The following is a 25,065-nucleotide window of genomic DNA, read 5'->3' as shown; positions in this document are numbered from 1 at the left end:
GTCGCCTCCTTATTTTTAGGCAGCCATGATGACCGTATACCCACTTCCATAAGACATCAAATTCATGCCAGAAGTCGCATAACCGTACATCACTGGCTGCAAGGATGGAGACGGCAGAGTTTGCTGCAGAATCGTACCTGCCACAGCCATCGGATCATCTGTCTGGTTCAAGCACAAGTCAATAAGACGTGTCGTATCTCCCTGACGAAATGCCATCAGATAATCACGAAGCTGTTCTTGATCCATATCAATGCCATTTGGTGCTGTACCCTTTTCCAATAAGGCATCCATTTCAGAGTTATCCAACGCATGCCTCACCTTGCTCAAAGCGGTACGTGCACGATTTAATGCTGTTTTCACAGCACCTTCTGTTGTTCCCAACATCTGCGCAGTCTCTGCCGCCTTGTACCCCAATATTTCCCGTAATATATAGATCGCTCGTTGCCATGATGGCAATGTGTTAACCAGAAGTTGCACCGCCGATTCCAGTTCTTCAAACGATTCCTCTTCCACATACGCTGGCACAACAGGTTTCAGCCCGTCGAGTATGGAACGCAGTTTCTCTTGTTTGCGTATTCCGTCAATCCATGTATTGCGTGCGATCCGAATCAGGTACGCCTCCCAATTCATTTCTCTTGTTCTTTCCGAGGCCTTGCCAGCTGCAGACGATAACGCCTTTAGACAGGTTTCCTGTACCAGATCCTCCGTCTCTGGAACAGACTTAGTTAGAGAGAAGCAATAAGCATAGAGGGGTTTCATCAATTCAGGCAGAACAGAATGAAGCGTGAAGTTTCGCAACTTATCCACCACAACGTCCGTCTTGCCATCGTTTCCCTCGCCTTGAGTTGTTTTATTAACTTCTATAGTCCCATCATGTTCTTGGGCTCCGGCTCTATTGAACGTAACCCATTCATCTGTTCTGTAATAACTACATGTATTGTTATATCCATACTGTGGTCTGTCGATTTGGCAATCTACGGACTTCACAAAGGCCATCTCGGGGGCCCCCCTTTGCTGGTTCCTGATTGAATTCATACTTACTTCTTAGATGACTTTCACTATGTAAACGAAGAACTTCCCTCGAAGGATACGCTCTTCTTTATTTATTTTTCAAGATCCATATTCGGATCTCGATTACCGAATCTCATTTAGTAATGCCGTTATCCAATCGCAACTTAGTCCAGTTTCACCGTTATCCCTGTACGTGCAATCGTAATCCCTTGTTCCAGATCATAATCCCGCCGTACATCCACATCATGCGACATATGTGTAAAATAAGTGTGCCCCGGCTTCAACTCTCGCAAAAGTACCTGTGCCTCCTGCATATCGTACACCGATCGTGTCGAGAATTCCGCCAGTTCATGCACAAAACTTGTTCCCAGGATCAACAGATCCAGGCCATATAATGGTTTCTTCTCATCTTCCTTCAAATCTATAGCATCTGAACAGTACGCCCATGCATACCCTTCACGTTCCAATCGATAAGCATACGAAAATCCGTTATGTCCGTGACACACCTTCCATGAGCGAATCTCCCATCCGCCAAGTTCGATCCCGTTGTCCGTCTCCAGAAAATCCATATGACGAGTGAGCCACGGGAATTGTCCCTGAATCATGATAATCACTTCACGCGGTGCATACAACTTGCCCTTCACCCCTAGCCAGCGGCATGCATCCGCCCATTCCGGCAACCCGCCAATATGATCAAAATGCGCATGTGTAATCAGCAGCGTGTTCACCATCCGCATCCCCTGGTCTTCCATCTGAGAACGCCAGTCTGGCCCGCAATCAATCATAAACATGTCATCTTCATGCATACCTTGATCTTGACCACTACCGTGAACCAGAACCGATGAACGTTTTCGTCTATTGGCACCGGTTAGCCTGGCCTCCGAACATACTTCACAATCACAATACACCCGTGGAACACCCATGGCATCGCCTGTGCCCAGAAATGTGAGCTGATTCATTCTTGCATTCCCCTCTCGATCCCTGAAGCCGATTCAGCTCAGATGTAAAATCTCTACAATCTCAATCGATCCATATCTCTTATCTTCAAATATTCTATGTAAATTGTAATCTCCAACCTCCGCTTTTGCAAAAAAAAGACTCTCCCGCTGCAGCTCATCTATGCTGGCCGGGAAAGTCTATCGTCTGACCTTGAGTAACAGGTCAGACCGGATTGTGCCGGGTGCGTTCACTTACACCAGTGCACGCAGTTTCAGCGTCAGTTCCCGTCCAGCAGGAACCTCCTTGGAATCGGCAATGACCCAGTTCCAAGCCAGCCGCTGCTCTAGTATCTCCGCCTGAGCAGCAGTCAGCTGCAAACCGGTGATGATGCCCTCACCCACCGTAAAATCCTTCTCGGCTTGAAGGTTAAATGCCTTTTCAAGCCAGATGCCAAGTCCGCCGCGAGTATTAAACGTAATTCGATACCCGCTCTGAAGCGCCCCTTCCAGGTTCTCACCGTGCTCGTCTGCATAGGAGAAGAAGGTGTCATAATTATAATGCTCCTCCGATACGGCATCAAAGGCAGCCTTATCCTTGGCTTGAATCGCCTTTAAAATCTCCGCTTCCGGCATACCTTTGCCTCGGGCTTGCTCCAGCCGAATGGCGGTACTTTGGGATAATTTGATCTCTGTACTCATTGCTGTCACGCCTTTCTGAAATTAACGATGATGACATCCTGTGCATTCGTATACTTCCTATTATAACCTTTCCGCAGTAAAAAACCTCCATCTCAGCATATAGCGAAATGAAGGTTTACATTCCTATAGTAACAGTAACTGAACTATAACCCCGCGAGCACTTGATACCATACCCCACGTTTAGAGTACAACGTACTTCGCACCTCATCCCATCCACCTAGATAATGAATATCAAACAGCCCTTCTGGTGTCGGGAACGCGGACTGTGTCTCTGCAAATACATCCGGGTCTACAGGACGGAAACCATGTTTAGCAAAAATCCTCTGCGCTTCCGGCGTTCGTAGATAAGCGACAAAGGCTTCTGCCAGCTCTCGATTACCGTGTTTGTCAGCATATTGATCCACAACCACTGCAGGATTTTCGATCAAAATTGTATTTTTCGGCACAACAATATCATAGTTTACACCTTTTGCAATTCGGGCAAGCAACTCATTTTCGTATGTCACGATGACGTCACCTACACCATATTCAAAGGCTGCCATCGAGGAACGACCACTTTTGTCCAGGGATTCGACGTTCTTGTGTACCTCCTCCAGAAAAGCTTTGGCTGCGGCAGGGTCTTTCTTGCCTTCTCGCTCTTCTGAGAGCTTCAATCCCGCACCGTAGATGGCATTGATGTCCCACTGCGCACCGCCAGATGTTTTCGGGTTAGGATACAACACCTTCACACCCGGTTTGGTTAGATCTTGAAAATCTTGAATCCCCAGCGGATTGCCCTCTCTCGTACCCAGTACAACAATCGAACGGGTAATCATCCCCGCATTAGGGGTCTGCTTCCAATCCGCATTGACCAGCTTGGCTTTCACCAACTTATCAATATCACTTTCCATGGCAAGCAGAGCTACATCCGCTTCAAATCCGCCTGCAATTGCCCTAGCCTGAGTTCCTGAAGCTTCATAAGACTCCTGGAAGTGAATGGATTGTCCCGTCTTGGCCTTCCATTCCGCCTGAAACTTGGGTAATAGCTCACCCAGAGCATCCTTTGCTACGCTATATGCACCGATAACCAGCGTGGTTGATGCATCGCCACTTGTAGCCGTGTCTGACTGCTCTTGCTCCTGATTGCTGCAGCCTGCAGTCACACAGACGAGCACAAGCATCAAGACCACGTATATAGGGTTCAATCTCTTCTTGTTTTCGCTCGTCTGCATGGCCGTTCCTTCTTTCTTCATTGATCTAAATCATCACCGGCATCGGATCTTCCTTCAGTCGGTTCTCAACAACCCAGCTATCCAAATCGTTGAACAAATACGCACGATGTACAAGCACACGAATGGTCTGCCCAATCTCCAGTGTCGTTTTCTCCAGCGAACGATAGGTAATGAGCTTGTGGCCCTCGACCTCTACTTCAACCATCCATTCACTGCCGCGGAAGTGAAGATGTTTCACGATCCCTTTTTCCGTTGCAGACAGCATCGTGAATTCGTTCTTCAATCCCACCTCGATATACTCCGGTCTGATCAGCGCACGTGTATGATGATCGGGCACCGCATGTTCAAAACCTTTCAATTGCGAGGCATCCTCAACTACCGTAGACTCACCAATAAAAGTCGCCACAAAAGGAGTCTGCGGATTTTTATAAATATCCCAAGGTGTCCCCTTCTGTTCCAAACGTCCCTGACTGATAATCATAATCTCGTCTGCCACTTCAATCGCTTCATCTTGGTCGTGGGTAACAAAAATCGACGTAATGCCAACGCGCTCAATCAGCTCACGCAACCATGAGCGCAGCTCCTGACGAATCTTTGCATCAATGGCAGCAAACGGTTCGTCCAGCAAGAGCAACTGCGGCTCTGGCGCAAGCGCTCTGGCAAAAGCCACACGCTGACGTTGACCACCCGACAATTGGTGCGGATACCGCTGTTCGAACCCTTTTAGCCCAGTGAGTTCAACCAGTTCCATCACGCGATCACGAATCTGGGCTTTGGGTGTTTTTTTCACCTTGAGGCCAAACGCGATATTATCAAACACACTCATATGTTTAAACAAAGCATAGTTCTGAAATACGAATCCAATCCCCCGCTCTTGCGGCGGCAAATGATTGACAACCTGTCCGTGGAAGCGGATCTCTCCCGATCCCGGACTTTCAAGCCCTGCCAGCATACGCAAAATTGACGTTTTCCCGCCTCCGCTGGGGCCAAGCAGACCGATTAGATGGCCTTTGGCAATATCAAACGAGACATCTTTTACCGCATGAAAATCACCAAAATGTTTGTTCAGATCACGGACTTCCACATGCATCTCAATGCACTTCCTTTCGCTTCTTGGCCCATTCCATCAGGAGCAGCAGTCCTACGGAAAAGGTAACCAGCACCAATGCTACACCGTTTGCAGCCGACACATTGAAATTCTCTACATCCTGATACACCAGCGTTGTTGCCGTCTGTGTTTTGTTCATAATGTTACCGGATACGACTAATACAGCCCCGAATTCGCCCAAGGAGCGCGCTACCGTCAACACCAAGCCATATACGACCGCCCAGCGAATAGAAGGCCAAGTGACACTCCAGAATGTTCTCCAACCATAAGCCCCAAGTGTGGAAGCCGCTTCTTCCTGTTGGGAACCAAGCTCCTGTAATACGGGCATGACCTCTCTCACCATCAACGGAAATGTAACGAACAATGTGGCTATAACCATACCCGGAAAAGCATATACCACATTAAATCCGATGCCTTCAAAAAAACCACCCATAATGCTGTTCGGTCCGAGCAGCAAAACGATCATCAAACCGCCAATCACTGGTGATACCGCATAAGGAAGATCGACAATACTGTTTAGCAGCCCTTTTAACCGATCACTCAGCCAGCCTGCCCGAACCAGATAAATCGCCATCATAATCCCGAACAATGTATTTAACAGGGTAACCACCAGTACAACCAATCCGGTCATCATCAGTGCATGAAGTGCCTCAGGACGCATAATCCCTTGGACAAAGCCGCCAGCACCGTCCTCAAATGCTCCAATGAGAATGCGCCCAAGAGGAATGATCAACAGCAGCGTAAAAACAGCAAAGGTCAGTCCAATTAACAGTCTTCTCATCGTCTTCTCCCCCGCATCTGTACCAGATTGATCAGCCAGAGGATCAGGAAGGAGAGCGTCAGAAGCAACACGGATACCGCGGCCGCTCCAGTCGGGTTATCACTTTCAATCTCTCCATAGATGAAAACGGAAGCTGTGAGTGTTCTGCCTGGAATATTACCTGCAACCAGTACAACCGCTCCGAATTCAGCCAGTGCTCTCGAAAAGGCCAACATCCCGCCGCTAATCATACCAGGAGCCATCGAAGGCAGAATAACCTGCATGAACGTACGAGCCTTGGAAGCCCCCATGGTGTACGAAGCCTCTTCCTCGGAGGGGTCGATCTCTTCCAGTAAAGGTTGCACTGCCCGGATGACAAAAGGAAAAGTTACAAAGGTCATTGCAATCACAATTGCAGGCTGATGAAATACAATTTCGAAGCCCATGGATTCTGCCAGTTTTCCTACCATACTCACCGGACCGAGTAGAAGCATAATCATGAGCCCGCCTACGGCTGTTGGCAAGGCAAAGGGCAAATCGACGAGACTGTTGAGAAATGATCTGCCAACGAATCGGTATCTTGTCAGCACCCAGGCAATCATGGTGCCCAGAATCACATTAATTAGCGCAGCGACTACGGCCAGACGCACCGTCAAGAGGACCGCTTTCCACGCAATTGGGTCCATAATACTTTCGGCAAAGTTACTCCATCCTTCAGAGAAGGAGTTCGCGTACACACCGATGATCGGAAGCACAATGAGTACGATAAAATATAACAAAACAGTGCTACGAAATCCCCAAGTCCATCCCTTGTGACGAAGAACGGTATTCATTACTGTGTTCCCTCCCAGCCTCCGGCTTTCAATCCGGTCGGCAGTCTAACTGACCATACGACAATTCCCTAAGTTGGATAAGTTTACTTTAATATTATTCCCATTAGTCTACTTGGTTTTTTTTCTTAACTGATACTTTACCAGTTTGCAGTGCTGATCGTCAATGCTTTTATTTGAACTTATGGATGCAATCTTTTTGTTCATAGATTCATTGAATAAGCACCAGTGTAACCGTGCTTCTCGCTAATTTTTTCTGGCTTACCCTTGCTTCTGATTGAAACTTGGTTTGTTTCGCTAGATCTGGTTAAGGTACAATTTAGGAAGCTGCACTTTAGAGGAAGTACTACAACGATAGGGAGTGATTACACATGTTGTATACCCAAAGTTTATCCACATCTGTGCGAGATGAAATGAAAGATATCACTCGAGATGTAAGACAAGTTGTGCAGAGCAGTGGCATACAAAATGGCACCGTGCTCATCTACTGCCCGCATACAACCGCCGGTATTGCCATTAATGAAAATGCAGATCCTGATGTAAAACATGATGTATTGTTACGCCTGGATGAAGTATATCCATGGGAACATCCCCAATATCGACATGCGGAAGGGAATACGGCATCTCATCTTAAGTCGATGACTACCGGTCCGTCACAGACCGTTATTCTGCATGAAGGCAAGCTACTTTTGGGCCGCTGGCAAGGTATCTATTTTTGCGAATTTGATGGACCGCGTAACCGGGAGTATTTCATTAAGATTATGGAAGGGTAGTTATAACTCTAAAAATCAAAACAAAACAGGCGATCCACCCTTTATCGGGGTTCGGAATCGCCTGTTTGTCTCTGAAGCGTGTATAATGATTAACTTTCGCAAGATAACGTTATAAAGAATTAATGTTATGACCAATCACCGTCCTGAAGTATAGGAGCACAAGAAAAAGTGTTACATATTGCACGCAAGCTGTTAACCTATGTTACGGCACAACACTTTAACATGAGACTGTGCAGAAGACTCGATCTCCGCAAACGTTAAACGATCTTGTATATAATAGGATATGAATCCATGCATGGCAAGAAACAATGTACGTGGCACATGCTCGATGTCCTCTTCGGAACAGTCTTCTTCCTTCATATACTGCACGATAATGGACCTAAAAAGTTCGAAACAACGTCCCTGTTCGGTACGACAATAGGACAATAATTCTTCATCCCGAATCATAAACATGATTTCATACTGATACGGATTCTCTAGACCAAAACGAATAAATTCCATTAGAATATGTTCAACCCTGCTCACGCCATCTGTCTCTGGCCTGACCATCGCTTGCAACAGCAACTGTCTCAAGTGATTGAAATCCTCCACCACGATCGCATAGAACAGCTCTGCTTTTTCTTTAAAATGATAATACAGCGACCCATGACTATAACCAAGATGCTGGCCGATGCTTCGCATCGAAATGGCGCGGTATCCCTTGGTAATAAAAAGGTGTCTCGCTGCCTCCAATATCCGCTCCCTCGACAACTCCTGTTCGACTGCTCTTCTAGCCATACATTTTATTCCCCTTCAATAAAATAAAGCCGCTGTCCCTCCGTGATCCGGGATTGCCCTTGCGTCAAATCCGTGATCCAGGCGATAAAAGCCTCGGTTTCATTATCCGGCGGAAGACAAGTCAACGTAACTTTATCGGTGAAAGTCGTTTCACCCGTACGCACTTCCCGGCTCCTTAACTCATTTTCTACTTTACCTAGCCACGTATAGTCCAGCTCAACAAATACTTCACGATGCAGTACCTGGGTAATAACCTCTCCTGCCTCAATTGCTGCCACTGCTCCATCCGTATAGGCACGGATCAGTCCGCCAGCACCAAGCATAATTCCCCCGAAATAACGTGTGACTACAATAGCTACATTTTTTAAGTGCTGATTCTTAATTACTTCTAGAATCGGTTTGCCTGCTGTACCACTCGGTTCCCCATCATCAGACTGCTTCTGAATCTCATCCCGCTCTCCAATCATGTACGCCGAGCAGTTATGTGTTGCGTTCCAATGTTTTTTCTTAATATCATCAATAAATGCAATCGCTTCTTCTTCGGTTGTAACCGGCATAATATGACCGATAAAACGTGATTTTTTAATGACAATCTCCAGTTGACCTGGTCCGCGCACTGTTCGATAACGTTCCATCATTTCTAATCCAACTTTCTGAAATCTTCTAATGCTAGTCTTCTATTCCATCATTCAGGTTACGGGTCGCTGTATAAACATCGTCCATTTAAAAGAAAGCAGTTCTCCGCATAACGCGGATGAACTGCTCTGGTTAACCCCATTCAGGAAACGATCCTCTGCAAAGCACCGATTCCCGAATGGACTTAACGATCTTTTATTAAACTATATGAGCTAAGCCAAGAATTATTCAGAAAGTCTCGCTTCAAGCGCTGCTTTCTCTTCCTCAAAACCTGGTTTGCCCAACAACGCAAACATATTTTTCTTGTATGCTTCCACGCCCGGTTGGTCAAATGGATTCACACCCAGCAGATAACCGCTGATGCCGCATGCTTTTTCAAAGAAGTATACCAGATATCCAAAGGAATATGGAGTCATATCCGGAATGTTCACAATCAGATTCGGAACTTGACCATCTGTATGTGCGAGCAACGTTCCTTGGAATGCTTTTTTGTTAACGAAATCCATTGTTTTGCCTTCCAGGAAGTTCAGGCCATCGAGGTCGTCCGGATCAGCTTCAATGGAAATATGCTCAGAAACTTCAGAAACTTGGATAACCGTTTCGAAAATATTCCGTGTACCTTCCTGAATGAATTGACCCATGGAGTGCAAGTCTGTGGAGAAATCCACAGATGCTGGATAGATCCCTTTGTAATCCTTACCTTCACTTTCACCGAAGAGCTGTTTCCACCACTCGGATACGAAGTGCAAGGATGGCTCATAATTCACGAGAATCTCTGTGCCTTTGCCTTTGCGATACAATGCGTTACGAACAGCAGCATATTGATATGCTTCATTCTCAGCAACGTTCGGGTTGCTGTATTCCTTGGAAGCGTCAGCTGCACCTTGCATCATTTCTTCGATGTTGATACCTGCTGTTGCGATCGGCAACAAACCTACTGCTGTAAGTACGGAATAACGTCCGCCTACATCATCCGGGATGATGAAAGACTCATATCCTTCTTCATTGGCAAGTTTTTTGAGTGCTCCACGCTCTTTATCTGTTGTTGCATAGATACGTTTGCGAGCTTCCTCTTTACCGTATTTTTTCTCCAGAGCTGCACGGAAAATACGGAAAGCAATAGCCGGTTCTGTGGTTGTACCGGATTTAGAAATGACGTTCACGGAGAAGTCTTTACCTTCTACCAGATCCAGCAAATGTGTTACATACGTAGAGCTGATGTTGTTTCCTGCAAAATAAATTTCTGGTGTTTTGCGTTTGTCTTTCGGCAAGTTGTTATAGAAGGAGTGCGTCAACATTTCAATCGCTGCGCGTGCACCCAGGTAAGAACCGCCGATACCGATAACGATCAGCACTTCCGAATCACTTTGGATTTTGGCAGCCGCTTTTTGAATGCGAGCAAATTCTTCTTTGTCATATGCTGTTGGCAGGTCAATCCAGCCCAGATAGTCGGAACCTGTTCCAGTACCGTTATGTAGCTGCTCGTGTGCCAAACGAATCGGTTCAGCGAAATAGTCTACTTCGTGCTGGTTCACAAATTGCAAAGCCTTGCTATAGTCAAATGTCACTTTTTTTGCCATGATCTCAAAAACCTCCTGATATCGGTATATTATTCCGTTTTCATGTTATACAACTTGTCCTTAGGATACTTCAAATCCATCAGGCTGACAAGCTTACGCATAACTTGACTTTCACAGCCAAGAAGCAAAAAGGGCAAATCGAATCCGCAGTATTGCGGTTCGAGTTCCCCTTCTTGAGTTATTCCCCCGGGTACGAACAGACGTAGTCAGTAACGCTGCGTATCACCAGTTTAAGTGTAGATTTGGCAGGCACATGAAACGTCGCTTGGCCTTGAATCTCTTGCCACTCTTCTTCACCAGGAAGCAATACTTTCAGGTCTCCGGACAGAATCTCCATGATCTCGCGGGAATCCGTACCGAATTCATAGCTGCCTGGAAGCATGATACCGAGCGTTACTTTACTGCCATCCCCCAAAATAACCGTTCTACTGGTTACCTGACCATCATAGTAAATGTTGGCCTTTTTCACTACACTGACTTGATCCAATTGTGACATGTGTACCCGCTCCCCTGAAGGTTAATACAAAACAAAAGGCAACACAGACCCGGGCGTCCATTCACACCCTTGGCACTGGCGGAAATAACAACTGTCATGGACCAGAACTGGACTAAGCTGTTCCGGCCATGACAGTACTATTGAAACAAAAGCTCATTACAAGTTGACTTGCATACAATGAAACGTAAAATCAAAGTCAACTAGAACTATTAAGAACTATTACAGTAATGCTTTTACGCGGCTAACTACATTATCCACCGTAAAGCCATATTCTTGGATTACACGGTCACCAGGCGCGGAAGCACCGAAAGTGCTGATTCCGAGAATGTCACCTTGATCTCCAACGTATTTCTCCCAGCCCATTGGATGAGCCATTTCAATCGCAAGACGAGCTTTAACATCCGGCAGAAGCACGGACTCTTTGTAAGCTTTGTCTTGTTTCTCGAACAGATCCCAGCTTGGCATGCTAATTACACGAACTTGAATGCCTTGCTCAGCCAGTGCAGCTTGAGCTTTAACAGCCAGCTGTACTTCAGAACCTGTAGCAATAATTTGAGCAACCGGTTTGCCATCCTTCGCATCAGACACAACATAAGCACCGCGTTTCACGTTCTCACGTGCGCCTTCTACGGTTCCTTCGAGGATCGGCAGGTTTTGACGAGTCAACACCAGAGCAACCGGGTTTTCTTTATTTTCGATCGCATAAGCCCAAGCTGCTGAAGTTTCGTTACCGTCAGCCGGACGAATTACTGTCAGGTTAGGGATGATACGCAAGGATGCCAATTGCTCGATTGGTTCGTGCGTAGGGCCGTCTTCACCAACAGCGATACTGTCGTGAGTCAGAACATAAGTAACTGGCAGATTCATCAATGCAGCCAGACGAACAGCCGGACGCAGGTAGTCGGTAAATACGAAGAACGTACCGCCGAATACTTTCACACCGCTATGCAGTGCCATACCGTTCATCGCTCCAGCCATACCAAACTCACGGATACCGAAATAGATATTACGTCCGGAGTAGTCTTCTGGAGTGAAGTTTGTCAGATTGTTCAGGTGAGTCATTGTGGAGCTCTCCAGGTCAGCAGATCCGCCTGTCAATTGTGGCACGTTATGCGCCAAACCATTCAGAGCATTACCGGATGCTACACGTGTAGACAACGCTTTGTCGGTTGCTGCATATTTCGGCAGGTCACGATCCCAACCTTCTGGAAGGTCGCCGTTGATTGCAGTTTCGAACTGAGCAGCCAGTTCAGGGTACGCTTTTTTGTACTCAGCGAATTTCTCATCCCAAGCTTTGTTAGCAGCGATACCACGCTCTTTTACTTGAGCAAAGTGATTGCGTACTTCAGCGGGTACGTGGAAGTCCTCTTCGTATACCCATTTATAGTATTCTTTGGTCAGCTTAGCTTCTTCAGCACCCAGTGGAGATCCGTGAGTACCGCCGTGACCGCCTTTACCTTGTTTGTTCGGGCTACCGTAACCGATAACGGTTTTCACTTCGATCAATGTAGGACGTGCAGTGTCCGCTTGAGCTTCTTTGATTGCTTTTTCAATTGCAGGCAGATCGTTACCATCTTCAACGCGAAGCACTTGCCAGCCATACGCATCAAACCGTTTCGCAATGCTTTCGGAAGAGGAAAGATCCAGTTTACCGTCCAGTGTAATGTCGTTGGAATCAAACAGCATGATCAGTTTACCAAGGCCCAGACGTCCAGCCAGGGAAGCTGATTCATGAGACACGCCTTCCATCAAGTCACCATCACCACAGATGGCATACGTATAGTGATCAACAACGTTGAAGTTGTCTTTGTTGTAAGTTGCGCCCAGTTGAGCTTCCGCCATCGCCATACCAACTGCCATAGCAATACCTTGACCCAGTGGTCCAGTTGTTGCATCAACACCAGCTGTATGTCCGAATTCCGGGTGACCTGGAGTTTTGCTTCCCCATTGACGGAATTGTTTCAATTCTTCCATCGGAAGATCATAGCCGCTCAGGTGCAGCAAGCTATACAGAAGCATGGAACCATGTCCTGCGGACAGCACAAAGCGGTCCCGGTTAATCCAAGTCGGGTGGTCCGGGTTATGAGTCATCGTTTTTGCAAAAAGCTGGTACCCCATCGGAGCGGAGCCCATCGGCATGCCCGGGTGTCCGGAGTTAGCCTTCTCAATTGCATCAATCGCCAAAGTACGTACGGTTGTAATCGACAGGTTGTCAATTGTGTTGTTCTCGTCCTTTTGAATCGCTTCGTTCTTGTCAGTCATGGTTTGTCCTCCTCATGTCTTTAGATAAGTCGGGTGCGCAAGCGAATCCCTCTCATCATACAAGCAAACCGCATAAACAATAAGTAAATCCGCTTGAATGTTTCATTTTGACTTATTCACTTTTGTATTGTATCACTTGGAGTGAAGCTTTTCCATAACCTTCTTTTAGAAAGTTACGGAAAATGCGGCTGATCAAATGTTGAATCTTGCTAATCCATCGGATGAAGTATAACCCTTAAGCCAAAAACCATACACCCAAGGAGGAATTAATATGCCTCATTCAAAGCGACACCCGTCTAGTTCTTTAAAAACATCATTACCCTTGTTATCAGGAATCATAACTGGAATAGTCACGGGTGTTTTTCTTGGTTTCTTTCTCAAATCCGTTCAGGCGCTAAGCGGTGAGAAAGTGTACACCTTGTTATTAAACGTTGATTTTGTGCCAGGACTACCTGCCCACTTACCGGAATGGTTTGAATTTTTCCTTCATCTCGCTGTTTCTATGGTCATTGGCATCTTCTATATTTGGTGGATCCAGCGTTCAGGTCGTCCGATCATCCGGGGAATAATACTTGGTGCGCTCTCTTCCCTATTGTACATCCCCTTAGCTCCGTTATCCCCACGTGTGCCTGACTTGAATGACACTGGAGCGATCTTATATTGGGTTGCAGGTCATCTGTTATTTGGTACATTGCTTGGTATGTGCGGAAAATATGTACTCGCCAAAAAGCGACCCCCAGTTCAATGATGAACTGAGGGCCGCTTCGCTTAATTATCTAGCTTTCGCTTGCAAGGTTACGAATCAACCTTGCACAGTGTTAAAGTAAAAGATTAAAATACCACCGTTTTGTTCTCATGTACAAGAATACGATCCTCTACATGCCATTTGACCGCTCGTGCAAGTACAACACGCTCAATCGTGCGTCCAATACGTTTCAATTCAGTTACATCATCCCTGTGACTTACACGCTGAACGTCTTGTTCAATAATCGGACCGCCATCCAACTCTTCTGTTACATAGTGTGCAGTTGCTCCGATGATTTTGACACCACGGTTATACGCCTGTGCATAAGGCTTTCCACCAACAAAGGCTGGCAAGAACGAGTGATGAATATTGATAATGCGGTTGTGATAATGCTCGATAAACATTGGAGAAATAATCTGCATATAACGTGCAAGGATGATTACATCTACATCATTTCCAATGACTTCTAATTGGCGTTGTTCTGCCTCTTTCTTCGTATCCGCTGTAACCGGGATATGATGGTAAGGGATACCAAATGATTCCACATAATCCTTCATGTCCAAATGGTTGCTGACCACAAGCGCAATATCTGCATCCAGATCGCCTGCTTGCCATTGCCATAGTAACTCTACCAGACAGTGGTCTTCTTTTGAGACAAAAATAGCCAGTCTTTTCTTGCGGCTAACCGCGGTAAGGGACCATTCCATCTTAAATCTTGACGCTACTTCGGCAAAGTCGGTTTCCAGTTTCTTTAAGTTATCCTGCAGCTGTGCAAGATCGAATTCAATTCGCATAAAGAACATACCACCAGCAGGGTCCATCGTATACTGGTCAGATTGTACAATGTTAGCGCCATGCTGGTGCAAAAAGTGTGATACAGCAGCTACAATCCCTGGACCATCTGGACAGGAAATGAGCATTCGTGCTCGATTGGCACGGTTTTGATTATCAGGTCGTACTTGTTTAGCATGAATCTCCATCGGGGTAATCTTCCTCCTTCAAAATAAACAAACATTCAGGAATTATATCAGGCAAGACTTGCAGGGATTACCCTGCAAGCCATGCAATCAAGCGATGGTTCACTTGTTCTTCATTCAGATGTGGAAATAGCGCTGCTTCCGTCACCATGTCGTATAACCGTTCTAGCGGTTCACGTGGATCAGCCTTTTTGGCTTTCGCATCATTTTTGAGCAGAGTCCACACGTCAAGTACATAGGCGCGAGAAGCCAGTTCTTTACCTTTGAAGAAATGCTGCAGTTGCTCAACCTCATTCAGAAACTCCTGGCCAAAACGACCTTCTACGTCTCCGCGGAGCAATGCAATCTCGATTTCATACATTGGACGCTGTGTCTTCGCCTCTTTACCAATCCATGGCGTCTCTAGAATGAACGGGCGATTGTGCAATTTTTCATGGTTCACAATACGATTGATCGCTTCAAAACCGATCCAGCCCGATCCAATAGGCGTATGACGGTCCTTGCGTGCACCTGCAGCATTTTTACTATCATTGATGTGCATAACAGCAATTCGATCAAGTCCCACCGTGCGGTCGAATTGATCCAGCACACCGTCCAGATCATTGACAATGTCATAGCCGGCATCATGAATGTGACAAGTATCCATACACACGGTCAAGCGCTCGTTGTGTGTTACTTTATCGATAATCTGAGCGATTTCCTCAAAGCTGCGCCCCATTTCAGTTCCTTTACCAGCCATGGTCTCGAGGGCGATGTTCACATCCGTCTCCTGAACGCCATCCAACACTTCATTCAGTCCTTGTGCGATGCGCTCAATACCGTAATGAGCATCTTTATCTGTGAATGCACCAGGATGCAGTACAATATTTTTCACACCAATGGCATGGGTACGGCGAATTTCTTCTTGAAGAAAATCCACAGCCAGTCTATACGTGTTGTCCTTGTATGAACCCAAATTAATGATATAGGGAGCGTGGACAACAATTTCCTCGATGCCACCTGCCTGCATCGCCAGTTTACCTTCCTCGATGAACATCGATTCAATAGGTTTGCGGCGGGTATTCTGCGGTGCACCCGTATATATCATAAACGAACTAGAACCGTACGAAGACGCTTCTTTCGTTGCACTCAGTAATCCCTTGTCCGAAAAGGACACGTGGGAGCCGATTTTCAGCATCATTGATCCCCCTTATTCCGAATTATCCCTTATCATAACGCGATTATCGAAATAAATCTAGAAATGCGCTATAATTCGGATGAGAGGCTATTTTTTACAGTTACGTACGCAACATAGATAGCGCTTTCTTTTACTGCGTAAAATTAATAAACGAGGTGATTCCGCGATGATTGCTAATGCCTACACCCACTTTTTAACCAACAGTACCCCCAGTAACTGGTTTATGAATACGATCGCATTTTGGACGCTTGTACTACTTGGAAGCATGTGCATAGGTGGTTTTTTTATGATGCGCAAATTCCTCAAAGTGCTGCCCAAAGCAGATGGCAAATCGAAGCTGGATTGGCAAAATTATTGGGTAGAGACAAGCAGACACTTATGGACAGATGAAGCCAAAGCTTTCCTTGACCAGCTTGTTGAGCCTGTGCCAGGCCCTTTTCGCGACATCGCCAAACATTCTATTGCAGCAGAGATCGGTAAACTTGCTGTGGAGGATTGTGCAACCGAAGTATCAAGAGATCATTGCATTAAAGGTTATATCATCGCAACACCCAAACGGGACAACAAATTTTTAGTTAAATTTTTGGAGAAAAATAAAATCGACTACACTCCCTACCGTCACTTAATGAAATAATTTACGTAAGGACTGGGTGAAAAATAAAGCAAGACCAGATCGTTAGACTTGACACAAATCTGGTTAAATGAATTACACAGATTAGCTCCGCTCGGTGAGGCTTGTTCACTCGTTCAAAACTTACCGTGTGGGGCTTTTTGACTCATGTAGAGAGGGTGCTCATTATGAAGATTGCCATTTGCGGGGGAACCGGATTTGTAGGCGGAGCGATTGTGGATTACTGGTTAGAAGTGGGACATCATGTGAAAGTAATCACTCGCAAGCTTCCTGACATGCCTAATCCGAGTACAAACCTTACATATATTTCTTGGGAACAGCTTGATGAAATGCCACATGAACTGGAAGGCTTTGATGCCTTGGTGAACCTTGCAGGTGAGACACTTAACCAACGGTGGACAACCAAGGCCAAGCATGAGATTGTGGAATCCAGAGTCACAACCGTCGCACGAGTTGCTAGGCTGGTAGAAACTCTGAAGCAAAAGCCTGAAGTGGTCGTTCAGGCTTCAGCTATGGCGATCTATGGAACTTCCCCTGATGAAACTTTTGATGAGAACAGTCCGCAAAGGTGTATGAACTTCCCTTCACGGGTCTCCGAGAAATGGGAAAATGCTGCCGATGCCATCCAAGGTGTACGACTGGTCAAAATTCGGGTGAGTCTCGTTTTGGGACATAAGAAAGGGGCATTCCCATTGATGAAACTGCCATATATGCTGGGGTTTGGCGGCAAGATCGGCAGTGGCAAGCAGTGGACCAGCTGGATTCACATTATGGATATCGTTCGGTTGATCGACTTTACCATTCACAACAAAGAAATCTCCGGCCCTGTTAACGCTGCTGCTCCTCACCCCGTAACCAATGATGAATTCGGTCGTACAATAGGCAAAGTCTATCATCGTCCTCACTGGTTCCCCGTGCCCGCTTTCTTGATCAAAACCATTGTTGGTGAGCTGTCTGTTGTCCTGCTGCAAGGACAGCGTGTCATTCCGCAAAAGGCACTGGACCATGGCTTTCAATTCACTTTTCCGACACTGACTCAAGCGTTGGAAGATCTGAAGCATCGAGGCTTGTCCGATTAAAATTTATACGTCATCCGTAAGCACATTTAACCTGCCACTCGATAAACATAGACCGTTTCAGCCAGGATAAATGTATCTCCATCCGTCAATGGATACTCCTTGTAGGGGGCCAGCAGTTGACCCTGAAGTATCGTTCCATTGACGGAACCCAAATCCTTGATAACATAACCGGATTGACTTCGGCTCAATTCTACATGAGCACGAGATATGCCTGTTGAACGATCTACGCATTGGACCATATCTTCGGCTCTTCCAATGACAAAAGATGTTCCCTTCAGATCTACACGTTCACTCCGTTCACCTTTTTTTATCGTTCGTTCTAAATAATAGGATTTGACTGCGGAGTTTATATTGGCTATGCCGGATGCTGCCAGTTGTTGCAGATTCACTGTTGCATCCACAGCAGGAATGGCGCTTTCCATCCCAGAAGAACCAGCATACTCTCCACTTTGTTTCTGTGAAGTCAGAGGATTATACATTACTTCTGGCGTGGCACCCATAGATGTTATGTCAGAAGCACTCATAGTGCTAAGGTTTGAGAAACGAGAGGCTATACGGTTTTCATCAACCGAACCCGCCTGTAAAGATTCGTTATACGGCTCCTTCACTCCTCCAGATTTGTCTGTCGTATTCCAGCGCCAACTCTCTTGAAACATTTCCTCTTCAACCTTTGCCCGTTTGTCTTTTTTACTTCCTGACAATGATAAAGTGAAGCGTTTGCGATCCCCAGATTCACTCCGAAAACCACTTTTTTTCTTCCCGGTCTTCCCTATCCAGCCTGCAGCTGCAATCAGTCCCACACTTAGCAAAATAGACAGGATCATGACATTACGACTTGGCTGTTCCATGTAGATAAATCTCCATACTAGTGCGATTGCGACCATACAACCGAGCCATAGGTATGTAGTACGCGATGAACTTGACGCTGAACTGTCTTCTTCAATATCCATATCTTCCTGTGCTGCCGACTTGGCAAAAGGAACCTGTGTCTGTGCAGAGTTCTGTTTATGAAATGTGTAGTTAGGGCTATCCGATGAAGTTTTCTCTTTTGTTCGCCTATGTAAAAAAGAATTCATATTGGGGTCAATGTCTCGGACCTCTACATCTGGCTTGAGTAATGACGGACGTAGAGGTAGATTCGGTTGCCCTGTATTTGACGTATTAAGATTGAAGCCGATCTCGTTCTCCTCTCCTATTGGCTGGCTGGACGGTCGAGCGGAACTTCCAGCGGACAATTCATGCAAAAGCTCACGCAACTTCTGAATATCCCATCGCTCATCATCACAGAGTTGCAATACCCTTTGTATGCCCTCGCCTTGCAATTCTTGTACATGAGCCATTAATCTGATGACCAAGTCACGGAATAACTGCGGGGTTTGATCCGTCTGTCCGGTGTTCATCATCGGCACATAAACTAAACCTAACTCCCCCTGCTCCATTGACCCCTGAATAAATACGTAATCCTCCTGAATCCAAAAATTCTGCGGTTCTAACATATACTGCCTACACTCCACAAGAACATCAGCCAATTGAAACAAAAGATGATATAGAACATGCAGGCTGATATGTCCAGACTTTAACATCTGGGATAGCATTTTATAACCTGAGATGTCATACTGCAACGTTACATTCTGATCAATCTCCCGCGTATGTAAAGGTAAAACATGTGGAATCCGATTGGAAAATAACATACCAATCTGCACTTTGCTAAGCTCGTCCATACGAAGCCCGTCTGCTTTTTCTAAAATCATAAAAGCTCCGCCATTCCGCACGAAATCTCTCGTTAATCCGTACATGTCGCTCCTCACTTTCCATTATACCGTCACATATATCCATGAACTAACGAAGCCGGGCAGCACCGCCAGCATAAACGGAAATTTTAATGTTTTCTCCTGACTTACAAGTTTAAGAGAACCTAGTTTAAAGAAACTTAGTAGATTAAATGCCATTGTCCTTACTCGCTTCGCCGCATCTCTACGAAACAAGAGGATCACTAAACCAATCACACCAGCATACAAGATCGAGTACACAATAACGTGTATACCAAATGTAAATCCTGTCCATGCACCGATCCCCCCAAACAATTTCACATCACCTGCACCGACTGCACCAATGACATACATTAAAAACAACATACCGAAACCCACAGCAAATCCAGCTAAGGAAAACAGCACACCCTGCCATCCTCCCCACAGGAGATGGGCAGCTACACCTATTGCCGTTACGGGCAGAGTTAGCCAATTAGGAATCTTCATTGAGCGTATGTCAGTTATGAACGCCGCTAGAAGATATGCGCCACAGATTATATAAAACCATCCCACCGAGATCACCTCTCCTTATTTCTAGATGCTACCGTAAACGACGTTTCCGTCTGAGCACCGTCCGCTGTCTCTACAACAAAACTCCATGTGCCTTCTGTTGTTCGAGTACCGACAAACCAGTTCCACTCTATAATTCCATTCTCGTCAGCAACAGCCCAGCCTATATGCTGCGCGGAACTCTCACCCGACTTGTAAAAAATCGTAAGATTGGCGGTTGATCCAGGCTCCACCTGAACCTTTATCTTAGCTTGATTCCCTATAAATGCGGGGTCTGGCTTGGATAAAACGGTCGCTGCGCTCCCACTCTTGCCCTCCCCGCTTACGCCATCTGACCCCTCACCTGTATCCCCAATCCATATGCGTTCTGCCGCAGCAACTTGAATTCGCAAAGGTTTACCGAGAAAGGGTACTTTCACTGGCAGCTCATAACTTAGCTCAAGTCTGAAATAAGGATTCGTTTTATCCCTTAGATTGGGGACGGAAACTCCGTTCACATGAATTCGCTCCATATCTAGCAGCGTTGTGTCAACGAACGGTTGCAGTAACGGTTTAATCACAGGATCAAGCACTACCTCTAATGCCGAGGTTTTAATTCTTTGCAGTGGCTCTTCTCCACTCCTTGCAGCTGCTTGCACCCAGTCACTTAACGGTTCAGGCAATGAAGAGGCATACTCATCTGCCCATTCGGTAAGAGAAAGCTCTGACCACATCAATCCCTCTTTTGAGCCCTCACCTCCTGCTGAATCCGAAGGAGCAAAGACAAGAGAGACTGGGTACACCTTTGTTGATAGCTGCTTCACCGTTTCCCCTGCTGTACTCTGCAATGCGGTGGAGATCAGCGTCATCTGAACGATGAAGATAAGAAATAGAATAAAGAATAAAAAAACAGGAAGAACCAGTGAAGCTTCCAGCACCATACTGCCCTGTTCCTTTTTCGCTTCCAGCATCTGTTTTCTCAAGGACATCAAGCGATCTAATCTACTTATCCGCGTCATTCGATGTTGCACCTGCACATTCATTCGTTCATCTTGAACCTGAATCCATTTATCCATCGCGCCTCCATCCAATGGTTTGTTCATCTGTTCAATAGGAATAATCCGCCTTCCGTTCAATGTAAAATCGTCCATCCTGTACTTGATCTGTACTCCCCATAGCAGCACCTATACTTCGCACAATTCCAGGTAAAAACCATAGCTTAATACTGCTACGAATCTGGCCTGAAGCGTAGGTTTGTTTCTCATCCGGGTTTACACCCGTATTCATTCGAATCAGTGCCAGCATGCGAGACATTTTGCGTTCATTATTGCTATGCATAAGCAAGAACAATCGAAGATGATCCTTATACGTCAACTTCACCCTGATGTATTTGGATAATTCAACACTTCCGTCTTTTGCCAGTTTCATCATATCTTCTATAGCATGTGTAATTCCGTATAGAATCGCCGCAGATAACACAAGAAGCGGATTCCCCAGCTTACTGTTTTCGGCAAGTCCTTCAGCTGTTCGGATCGCCAGCCGCATACCAAAGATCTCGGCATACGCAGATGCGATGTTACCTGAAGGGTTGTGAAATCCGTATATGATATATTCCAGTTCCTGATTCTCCAGCTTGAACACATCATCAGCATTTCCACTGCCTTCCGTCCAAGAAAACAATTGACCAAAATCCATGGGATTAAAATAGGCAAGTGCATATTCATTCTGAAATAACTCATCACCAAGTTGATCCAGTAACCCAGACATTCCACCAAATAGGTGATCCATTCCTTTCATGGCATTTCCGCCAGAATCATAAGGATCACTATCTATCCCCGTCATTTCCGCTCGTACGGAGCTACTCTCATTCAACGCAATGTTGGCTTCATAATATTCCTCCAACTGTTTGAATGCCTGCATTGAACCCGCATTGCCGTTCTCAATCTTGCTAAATAACCGTTTAATTTCCTTCAATTTACGTTGGGACTGCTTGTCATTTTCTTTACGCTGGGCATCCGACCCACGTCCATTCTCAAGCTCCTGTTTGCTCTGTGTGATAAGATTGGCAGCACCCGTTCTTATGAAGGAATTCATATATCGTTCCGCAGTCTGACTTCCTTGCCTAACCGCAGGTTTGATGGGTACACCACTCATACCTGTCACATTCCGAAGCTGATTATTGAGTTCTATGCTATCTTTTCGAACATTAGAGAAGTCTGTATTTTGCGAGATGACACGAGATTTTAACCGATCAAATAGAGCATCTTCCCTAACAAGCTCCGAAGCGAGTGAACGTGTGCTCTTGGCTTCGTTGCCGGAACCCGTAGATGTCGGACTCGTTCCAGGCAGAGTAGAGCTTCCCACGCTATCATAACTGGCATTCTCAGAACGATTTTCTCCTTCGGCAATCACCCGTTTCATTTCTTCATTAATTCCGCGCGCTTCTTCAATTTTCGCCTGCGCTTCGGCAAGCTTGGTCTGATGTGCCTGTAATGCTGGTTGTATGATCATGCTAATGCCTGTCACAATTTGATTGACACCTGTCCGGTAACGTCCCAATTCCAATATGTACTGCTGTTGATTAAATGGTAATCCTTCATCTGCCTGCTTTTTATTTAAGTAATCGCTATAACGTGCTGCTGCTTCTGCCGCTGTCTCCGGTGCTGCTTCAAGCATTTCTTCATAGATTGACTGGCCTGGCGGCTTCATAATCAGGTCCGGCAGCTTCTTTACCTTCTCAGCAGAGTCTACTTGATTAGCGATAGCTTCATCCAGCAGCTGTTCACGTTTGTCATAGAGCTTCTGTAATTTCTTCAACAGGTCCACCGTATGGGCTGCTTCTTTCATCTCTTCCGACATCGGCTTGAATCGATTAATCACTTCAATAGCAAAATCAACTGGAGCCCTATACTTCATGTCTTCCTGGATCTGACGATTAAAAATATCATGTCTGCCTAGCTCGCGCTCCATTTGGAGTGAAGTGGTATCCCATTGGATATCCAGGATCGGAAAACTATCCTTTACAGACGAAGGTTTCACACTATCATTCAACACTTTTGCCATGAGTGCATCTCCACTGGTATCCCCATATGCAAACAATCCATACTCCCGAAGTGATGTGTCATAAGCAGACATAACCGATCTCATCGCTGCATGTGTCATACGTTCCGTCTGTACCTTGAAGGCTGCAATTCTCGAGTAATCTATAAAAATGGCTACAAACATATATACACCAGCCAAAATTAAGATCAAAAACAATGTTACCGCTCCAGATTCACCACCGTTTTTTTTTCTGAACAGCTCCTTCCTCCTCCTTTGCTTATTTTTTACTTGTGCCAAAATACTGCACAACTTGCCCCGCCTCTGTAGCTGAAGTGGCTGCCTTGCCGCCTTTACCTTTGAACTTCGCACCATAGTAACGAATCAAATCTACCGTTCGGATGAATTCAACCGGCTCCACAACTGCGGATGAGCCCCTTGTGAGTACTCGATTTCCTGAATCAAACAAAAACATAGGCAAAGGTAGTGAAATAACCTGTTCCAGATGAGTTGTCACTTTCCGCTGAATCAGCGTATTTTGATATGTCATCGTACCTTTCATAGCTGAAGGCATCTGGCTGGATGCTTGTACTAATTTCTTTTCCGATAGACTTCCTCCTTCACCGGAAGGTACAGAAATACTCACCTCATTATCCGCTCCCGCCCATCCAAACAGGGCACCTAAGAGCCGATCATCGGTTAACCTCCAGTACAGGTGATCATATTCTCCAGCAGCGTATTCGCCTGTCATCGCCTGTTTTTTACTGTTATCCCAGCTATAAGCAGCTCGTTCGGATGCCGCATAGGCATGCTGGTTCAAAAATGTCTTTTGGTACATATACATCGTGAAGAAAAGTAGCAGCACAAGAGTAAACAACACAACCGGGAAGACGAGGGAAGCTTCAACGGTGAAGCTCCCTTCTTCCTTTTTGAAGTTTCTACTCAAAGAACTCATTACTTTTACTGCTGACACTTTTTAGCAAATTTTCGACCAAAGTTTTAATCTGATTTTTAAAAATCAAGGCAATAATGATGATTACGCCGATAATCAGAATTGACTCCAGAGTACCTAACCCATCCTCTTCCTTCCACAGTGAGGATATTTTGCTCTTCATTCCTTCCGTTGCATTGCTTCTCAGATCCATCATCTCATTTCCTCCTACATATTCATCATCATAAAAGCAGGTGCACCGATCATGACTACGATTGTAAAAAAGATCAATACCATCGGAAACACCAGTTTGGAAGAAGCTTGCTCTCCCTTGGCCCGGCTAACAGCCTTGCGTTTCTCCCACAGTGCATGTGAAAGATCCCGCAGCGCCAATACAAAGTCACCTCCCCCACGCCGGAAATTCAGCAGCACTGTCGTTGTAAAAATCGTCACTTCTTGTACCCCGCATCTGCGACTGAACTGCTCAAAGGATTGTTGAAACGAATAGCCGTTATTCCAATCTCCTGCCGCCTTCCGCAGTTCGTTATATAAAGGATGGTCCCGGTCACCTTGGCTATCCACGCAGTGAATAATCGCACGTTGTACGGTTTCTCCTGCTCCAACCAGGAGGACAATCCGATTAAGTAATTCCGGTAGCTCGATGAGGATATCCTGATCTCTATGTTTCACTTTGGTGTAAAGGTCTTTATACATAGCAAAAGGTACAGCGATCCCAAGGACAAATCCTCCGGCTACTCCTCCCATACCTGTATCCCCGACGAGTGAAAGTACACACCCAGCCAGTAGCAAGAGCCAAGAGTAAGTCAACATTTCCGCACAATAGAGCAGCGTCTTCTCACCGCTATGCTGTACGCCATACATCTTTTGGATGGCATGCTGCATTCGGAACATAAGCACTGGCAATCTGCGGCCAATCTCGAATCTATCCAGCATGAATAGAAACGGGGCGTGCAATTTCTTGAAACGTAACCCTTTCATATCTAGATTTCGTAAATGTTTATAGGTTTGCCCTCGGGTTCGATCAAGCATCAACCAGCCCGCTCCAAGTGCTCCTCCAATAATGAGAGGAAATAGCATCTTCTCAACT

The 25,065-nt window shown here is 45.9% G+C and carries 25 protein-coding genes; 4 read left to right on the top strand and 21 right to left on the bottom strand.

Annotated features, from left to right (window positions below):
- Nucleotides 1-15 precede the first annotated feature (15 nt).
- The 7 genes from PQG66_RS17705 to cysT all read right to left on the bottom strand — a co-directional run bounded on the left by PQG66_RS17705 (nucleotide 16) and on the right by cysT (nucleotide 6,560).
- The gene (locus PQG66_RS17705) at nucleotides 16-996 is read right to left on the bottom strand and encodes an RNA polymerase sigma factor (RefSeq protein WP_272039052.1); all 981 of its coding nucleotides are present in this window, start codon (nucleotides 994-996) and stop codon (nucleotides 16-18) included.
- 179 nt (nucleotides 997-1,175) lie between these two features.
- A complete protein-coding gene (locus PQG66_RS17700) occupies nucleotides 1,176-1,970 on the bottom strand; it encodes an MBL fold metallo-hydrolase (RefSeq protein WP_272039051.1) in 795 nt (264 codons plus the stop codon).
- Nucleotides 1,971-2,201: 231 nt separating this feature from the next.
- Nucleotides 2,202-2,648, bottom strand: coding sequence for a hypothetical protein (locus PQG66_RS17695; RefSeq protein WP_272039049.1), 447 nt, complete (start codon nucleotides 2,646-2,648; stop codon nucleotides 2,202-2,204).
- 143 nt (nucleotides 2,649-2,791) lie between these two features.
- The gene (locus PQG66_RS17690; RefSeq protein WP_442955117.1) at nucleotides 2,792-3,880 is read right to left on the bottom strand and encodes a sulfate ABC transporter substrate-binding protein; all 1,089 of its coding nucleotides are present in this window, start codon (nucleotides 3,878-3,880) and stop codon (nucleotides 2,792-2,794) included.
- A 4-nt stretch (nucleotides 3,881-3,884) separates the two neighbouring features.
- The gene (locus tag PQG66_RS17685) at nucleotides 3,885-4,949 is read right to left on the bottom strand and encodes a sulfate/molybdate ABC transporter ATP-binding protein (RefSeq protein ID WP_272039048.1); all 1,065 of its coding nucleotides are present in this window, start codon (nucleotides 4,947-4,949) and stop codon (nucleotides 3,885-3,887) included.
- Between the two features lies 1 nt (nucleotide 4,950).
- On the bottom strand, nucleotides 4,951-5,748 hold the full coding sequence (locus PQG66_RS17680; RefSeq protein ID WP_272039046.1) for a sulfate ABC transporter permease subunit: 798 nt from the start codon (nucleotides 5,746-5,748) through the stop codon (nucleotides 4,951-4,953).
- The gene (gene cysT / locus PQG66_RS17675; RefSeq protein ID WP_272039044.1) at nucleotides 5,745-6,560 is read right to left on the bottom strand and encodes a sulfate ABC transporter permease subunit CysT; all 816 of its coding nucleotides are present in this window, start codon (nucleotides 6,558-6,560) and stop codon (nucleotides 5,745-5,747) included. The genes PQG66_RS17680 and cysT overlap by 4 nt, the downstream gene beginning before the upstream one ends.
- A gap of 368 nt (nucleotides 6,561-6,928) precedes the next feature.
- On the opposite strand from cysT, the gene PQG66_RS17670 reads away from it, so the two are divergent.
- Entirely contained in the window at nucleotides 6,929-7,330 is a 402-nt protein-coding gene (locus PQG66_RS17670) for a secondary thiamine-phosphate synthase enzyme YjbQ (RefSeq protein WP_272039043.1), read from the top strand.
- A gap of 192 nt (nucleotides 7,331-7,522) precedes the next feature.
- Here the strand turns inward: PQG66_RS17670 and PQG66_RS17665 are convergent, their stop codons facing one another.
- The 5 genes from PQG66_RS17665 to tkt all read right to left on the bottom strand — a co-directional run bounded on the left by PQG66_RS17665 (nucleotide 7,523) and on the right by tkt (nucleotide 13,081).
- Nucleotides 7,523-8,107: a TetR/AcrR family transcriptional regulator gene (locus PQG66_RS17665; RefSeq protein WP_272039042.1), complete on the bottom strand. Its 585-nt coding sequence runs from the start codon at nucleotides 8,105-8,107 to the stop codon at nucleotides 7,523-7,525.
- A gap of 5 nt (nucleotides 8,108-8,112) precedes the next feature.
- On the bottom strand, nucleotides 8,113-8,745 hold the full coding sequence (locus PQG66_RS17660; protein ID WP_272039041.1) for a YigZ family protein: 633 nt from the start codon (nucleotides 8,743-8,745) through the stop codon (nucleotides 8,113-8,115).
- Between the two features lie 222 nt (nucleotides 8,746-8,967).
- A complete protein-coding gene (locus tag PQG66_RS17655) occupies nucleotides 8,968-10,323 on the bottom strand; it encodes a glucose-6-phosphate isomerase (protein ID WP_272039040.1) in 1,356 nt (451 codons plus the stop codon).
- A 178-nt stretch (nucleotides 10,324-10,501) separates the two neighbouring features.
- Nucleotides 10,502-10,819, bottom strand: coding sequence for a pyrimidine/purine nucleoside phosphorylase (ppnP, locus tag PQG66_RS17650; RefSeq protein ID WP_272039038.1), 318 nt, complete (start codon nucleotides 10,817-10,819; stop codon nucleotides 10,502-10,504).
- A 219-nt stretch (nucleotides 10,820-11,038) separates the two neighbouring features.
- Nucleotides 11,039-13,081 (bottom strand): transketolase, encoded by a 2,043-nt coding sequence (gene tkt, locus PQG66_RS17645; protein ID WP_272039037.1) that lies wholly within the window; start codon nucleotides 13,079-13,081, stop codon nucleotides 11,039-11,041.
- Nucleotides 13,082-13,352: 271 nt separating this feature from the next.
- Between tkt and PQG66_RS17640 the strand changes: the two genes are divergently transcribed.
- Entirely contained in the window at nucleotides 13,353-13,829 is a 477-nt protein-coding gene (locus PQG66_RS17640; protein ID WP_272039036.1) for a hypothetical protein, read from the top strand.
- Nucleotides 13,830-13,912: 83 nt separating this feature from the next.
- Here the strand turns inward: PQG66_RS17640 and purU are convergent, their stop codons facing one another.
- Nucleotides 13,913-14,806: a formyltetrahydrofolate deformylase gene (gene purU, locus PQG66_RS17635; protein ID WP_272039035.1), complete on the bottom strand. Its 894-nt coding sequence runs from the start codon at nucleotides 14,804-14,806 to the stop codon at nucleotides 13,913-13,915.
- Between the two features lie 67 nt (nucleotides 14,807-14,873).
- Nucleotides 14,874-15,980 carry a deoxyribonuclease IV gene (locus PQG66_RS17630; RefSeq protein WP_272039204.1) on the bottom strand — a complete coding sequence of 369 codons (1,107 nt, stop codon included), beginning with the start codon at nucleotides 15,978-15,980 and terminating at the stop codon, nucleotides 14,874-14,876.
- 166 nt (nucleotides 15,981-16,146) lie between these two features.
- Between PQG66_RS17630 and PQG66_RS17625 the strand changes: the two genes are divergently transcribed.
- Together PQG66_RS17625 and PQG66_RS17620 are read left to right on the top strand one after the other, a co-directional pair.
- On the top strand, nucleotides 16,147-16,614 hold the full coding sequence (locus PQG66_RS17625; RefSeq protein WP_272039034.1) for a DUF2621 domain-containing protein: 468 nt from the start codon (nucleotides 16,147-16,149) through the stop codon (nucleotides 16,612-16,614).
- Between the two features lie 164 nt (nucleotides 16,615-16,778).
- Nucleotides 16,779-17,690, top strand: coding sequence for a TIGR01777 family oxidoreductase (locus PQG66_RS17620; protein ID WP_272039033.1), 912 nt, complete (start codon nucleotides 16,779-16,781; stop codon nucleotides 17,688-17,690).
- A gap of 26 nt (nucleotides 17,691-17,716) precedes the next feature.
- On the opposite strand, the gene PQG66_RS17615 is transcribed toward PQG66_RS17620, so the two are convergent.
- The 7 genes from PQG66_RS17615 to PQG66_RS17585 all read right to left on the bottom strand — a co-directional run bounded on the left by PQG66_RS17615 (nucleotide 17,717) and on the right by PQG66_RS17585 (nucleotide 25,055).
- Nucleotides 17,717-19,486 carry a DUF6382 domain-containing protein gene (locus tag PQG66_RS17615; RefSeq protein WP_272039032.1) on the bottom strand — a complete coding sequence of 590 codons (1,770 nt, stop codon included), beginning with the start codon at nucleotides 19,484-19,486 and terminating at the stop codon, nucleotides 17,717-17,719.
- 18 nt (nucleotides 19,487-19,504) lie between these two features.
- Nucleotides 19,505-20,017, bottom strand: a complete 513-nt coding sequence (locus PQG66_RS17610; protein ID WP_442955124.1) for an A24 family peptidase — start codon at nucleotides 20,015-20,017, stop codon at nucleotides 19,505-19,507.
- Complete coding sequence (locus PQG66_RS17605; protein WP_442955123.1) at nucleotides 20,017-20,997, bottom strand: pilus assembly protein; 981 nt, start codon at nucleotides 20,995-20,997, stop codon at nucleotides 20,017-20,019. The genes PQG66_RS17610 and PQG66_RS17605 overlap by 1 nt, the downstream gene beginning before the upstream one ends.
- Nucleotides 20,998-21,094: 97 nt before the next feature.
- Nucleotides 21,095-23,245, bottom strand: coding sequence for a hypothetical protein (locus tag PQG66_RS17600; protein WP_272039029.1), 2,151 nt, complete (start codon nucleotides 23,243-23,245; stop codon nucleotides 21,095-21,097).
- Nucleotides 23,246-23,306: 61 nt separating this feature from the next.
- A complete protein-coding gene (locus PQG66_RS17595) occupies nucleotides 23,307-23,981 on the bottom strand; it encodes a TadE/TadG family type IV pilus assembly protein (RefSeq protein ID WP_272039028.1) in 675 nt (224 codons plus the stop codon).
- Nucleotides 23,965-24,174 (bottom strand): Flp1 family type IVb pilin, encoded by a 210-nt coding sequence (locus PQG66_RS17590; RefSeq protein WP_442955116.1) that lies wholly within the window; start codon nucleotides 24,172-24,174, stop codon nucleotides 23,965-23,967. Before PQG66_RS17590 ends, PQG66_RS17595 begins: the two co-directional genes overlap by 17 nt.
- A gap of 11 nt (nucleotides 24,175-24,185) precedes the next feature.
- Complete coding sequence (locus tag PQG66_RS17585; RefSeq protein ID WP_272039027.1) at nucleotides 24,186-25,055, bottom strand: type II secretion system F family protein; 870 nt, start codon at nucleotides 25,053-25,055, stop codon at nucleotides 24,186-24,188.
- Between the last annotated feature and the right edge of the window lie 10 nt (nucleotides 25,056-25,065).

The sequence above is a fragment of the Paenibacillus sp. JJ-100 genome, assembly GCF_948329825.1.
Lineage (GTDB): Bacteria > Bacillota > Bacilli > Paenibacillales > Paenibacillaceae > Paenibacillus.
Note: the sequence above shows the minus strand (reverse complement) of the source record. Positions and strands in the feature narration are given on the sequence as shown.

Bases quoted from the DNA above. Each gene is read 5' to 3' on its own strand.
- PQG66_RS17705 (WP_272039052.1), bottom strand. From the start codon at position 996: ATGGCCTTTGTGAAGTCCGTAGATTGCCAAATCGACAGACCACAGTAT.
- PQG66_RS17700 (WP_272039051.1), bottom strand. From the start codon at position 1,970: ATGAATCAGCTCACATTTCTGGGCACAGGCGATGCCATGGGTGTTCCA.
- PQG66_RS17695 (WP_272039049.1), bottom strand. From the start codon at position 2,648: ATGAGTACAGAGATCAAATTATCCCAAAGTACCGCCATTCGGCTGGAG.
- PQG66_RS17690 (WP_442955117.1), bottom strand. From the start codon at position 3,880: ATGAAGAAAGAAGGAACGGCCATGCAGACGAGCGAAAACAAGAAGAGA.
- PQG66_RS17685 (WP_272039048.1), bottom strand. From the start codon at position 4,949: ATGCATGTGGAAGTCCGTGATCTGAACAAACATTTTGGTGATTTTCAT.
- PQG66_RS17680 (WP_272039046.1), bottom strand. From the start codon at position 5,748: ATGAGAAGACTGTTAATTGGACTGACCTTTGCTGTTTTTACGCTGCTG.
- cysT (WP_272039044.1), bottom strand. From the start codon at position 6,560: ATGAATACCGTTCTTCGTCACAAGGGATGGACTTGGGGATTTCGTAGC.
- PQG66_RS17670 (WP_272039043.1), top strand. From the start codon at position 6,929: ATGTTGTATACCCAAAGTTTATCCACATCTGTGCGAGATGAAATGAAA.
- PQG66_RS17665 (WP_272039042.1), bottom strand. From the start codon at position 8,107: ATGGCTAGAAGAGCAGTCGAACAGGAGTTGTCGAGGGAGCGGATATTG.
- PQG66_RS17660 (WP_272039041.1), bottom strand. From the start codon at position 8,745: ATGATGGAACGTTATCGAACAGTGCGCGGACCAGGTCAACTGGAGATT.
- PQG66_RS17655 (WP_272039040.1), bottom strand. From the start codon at position 10,323: ATGGCAAAAAAAGTGACATTTGACTATAGCAAGGCTTTGCAATTTGTG.
- ppnP (WP_272039038.1), bottom strand. From the start codon at position 10,819: ATGTCACAATTGGATCAAGTCAGTGTAGTGAAAAAGGCCAACATTTAC.
- tkt (WP_272039037.1), bottom strand. From the start codon at position 13,081: ATGACTGACAAGAACGAAGCGATTCAAAAGGACGAGAACAACACAATT.
- PQG66_RS17640 (WP_272039036.1), top strand. From the start codon at position 13,353: ATGCCTCATTCAAAGCGACACCCGTCTAGTTCTTTAAAAACATCATTA.
- purU (WP_272039035.1), bottom strand. From the start codon at position 14,806: ATGGAGATTCATGCTAAACAAGTACGACCTGATAATCAAAACCGTGCC.
- PQG66_RS17630 (WP_272039204.1), bottom strand. From the start codon at position 15,980: ATGCTGAAAATCGGCTCCCACGTGTCCTTTTCGGACAAGGGATTACTG.
- PQG66_RS17625 (WP_272039034.1), top strand. From the start codon at position 16,147: ATGATTGCTAATGCCTACACCCACTTTTTAACCAACAGTACCCCCAGT.
- PQG66_RS17620 (WP_272039033.1), top strand. From the start codon at position 16,779: ATGAAGATTGCCATTTGCGGGGGAACCGGATTTGTAGGCGGAGCGATT.
- PQG66_RS17615 (WP_272039032.1), bottom strand. From the start codon at position 19,486: ATGTACGGATTAACGAGAGATTTCGTGCGGAATGGCGGAGCTTTTATG.
- PQG66_RS17595 (WP_272039028.1), bottom strand. From the start codon at position 23,981: ATGAGTTCTTTGAGTAGAAACTTCAAAAAGGAAGAAGGGAGCTTCACC.
- PQG66_RS17590 (WP_442955116.1), bottom strand. From the start codon at position 24,174: ATGATGGATCTGAGAAGCAATGCAACGGAAGGAATGAAGAGCAAAATA.
- PQG66_RS17585 (WP_272039027.1), bottom strand. From the start codon at position 25,055: ATGCTATTTCCTCTCATTATTGGAGGAGCACTTGGAGCGGGCTGGTTG.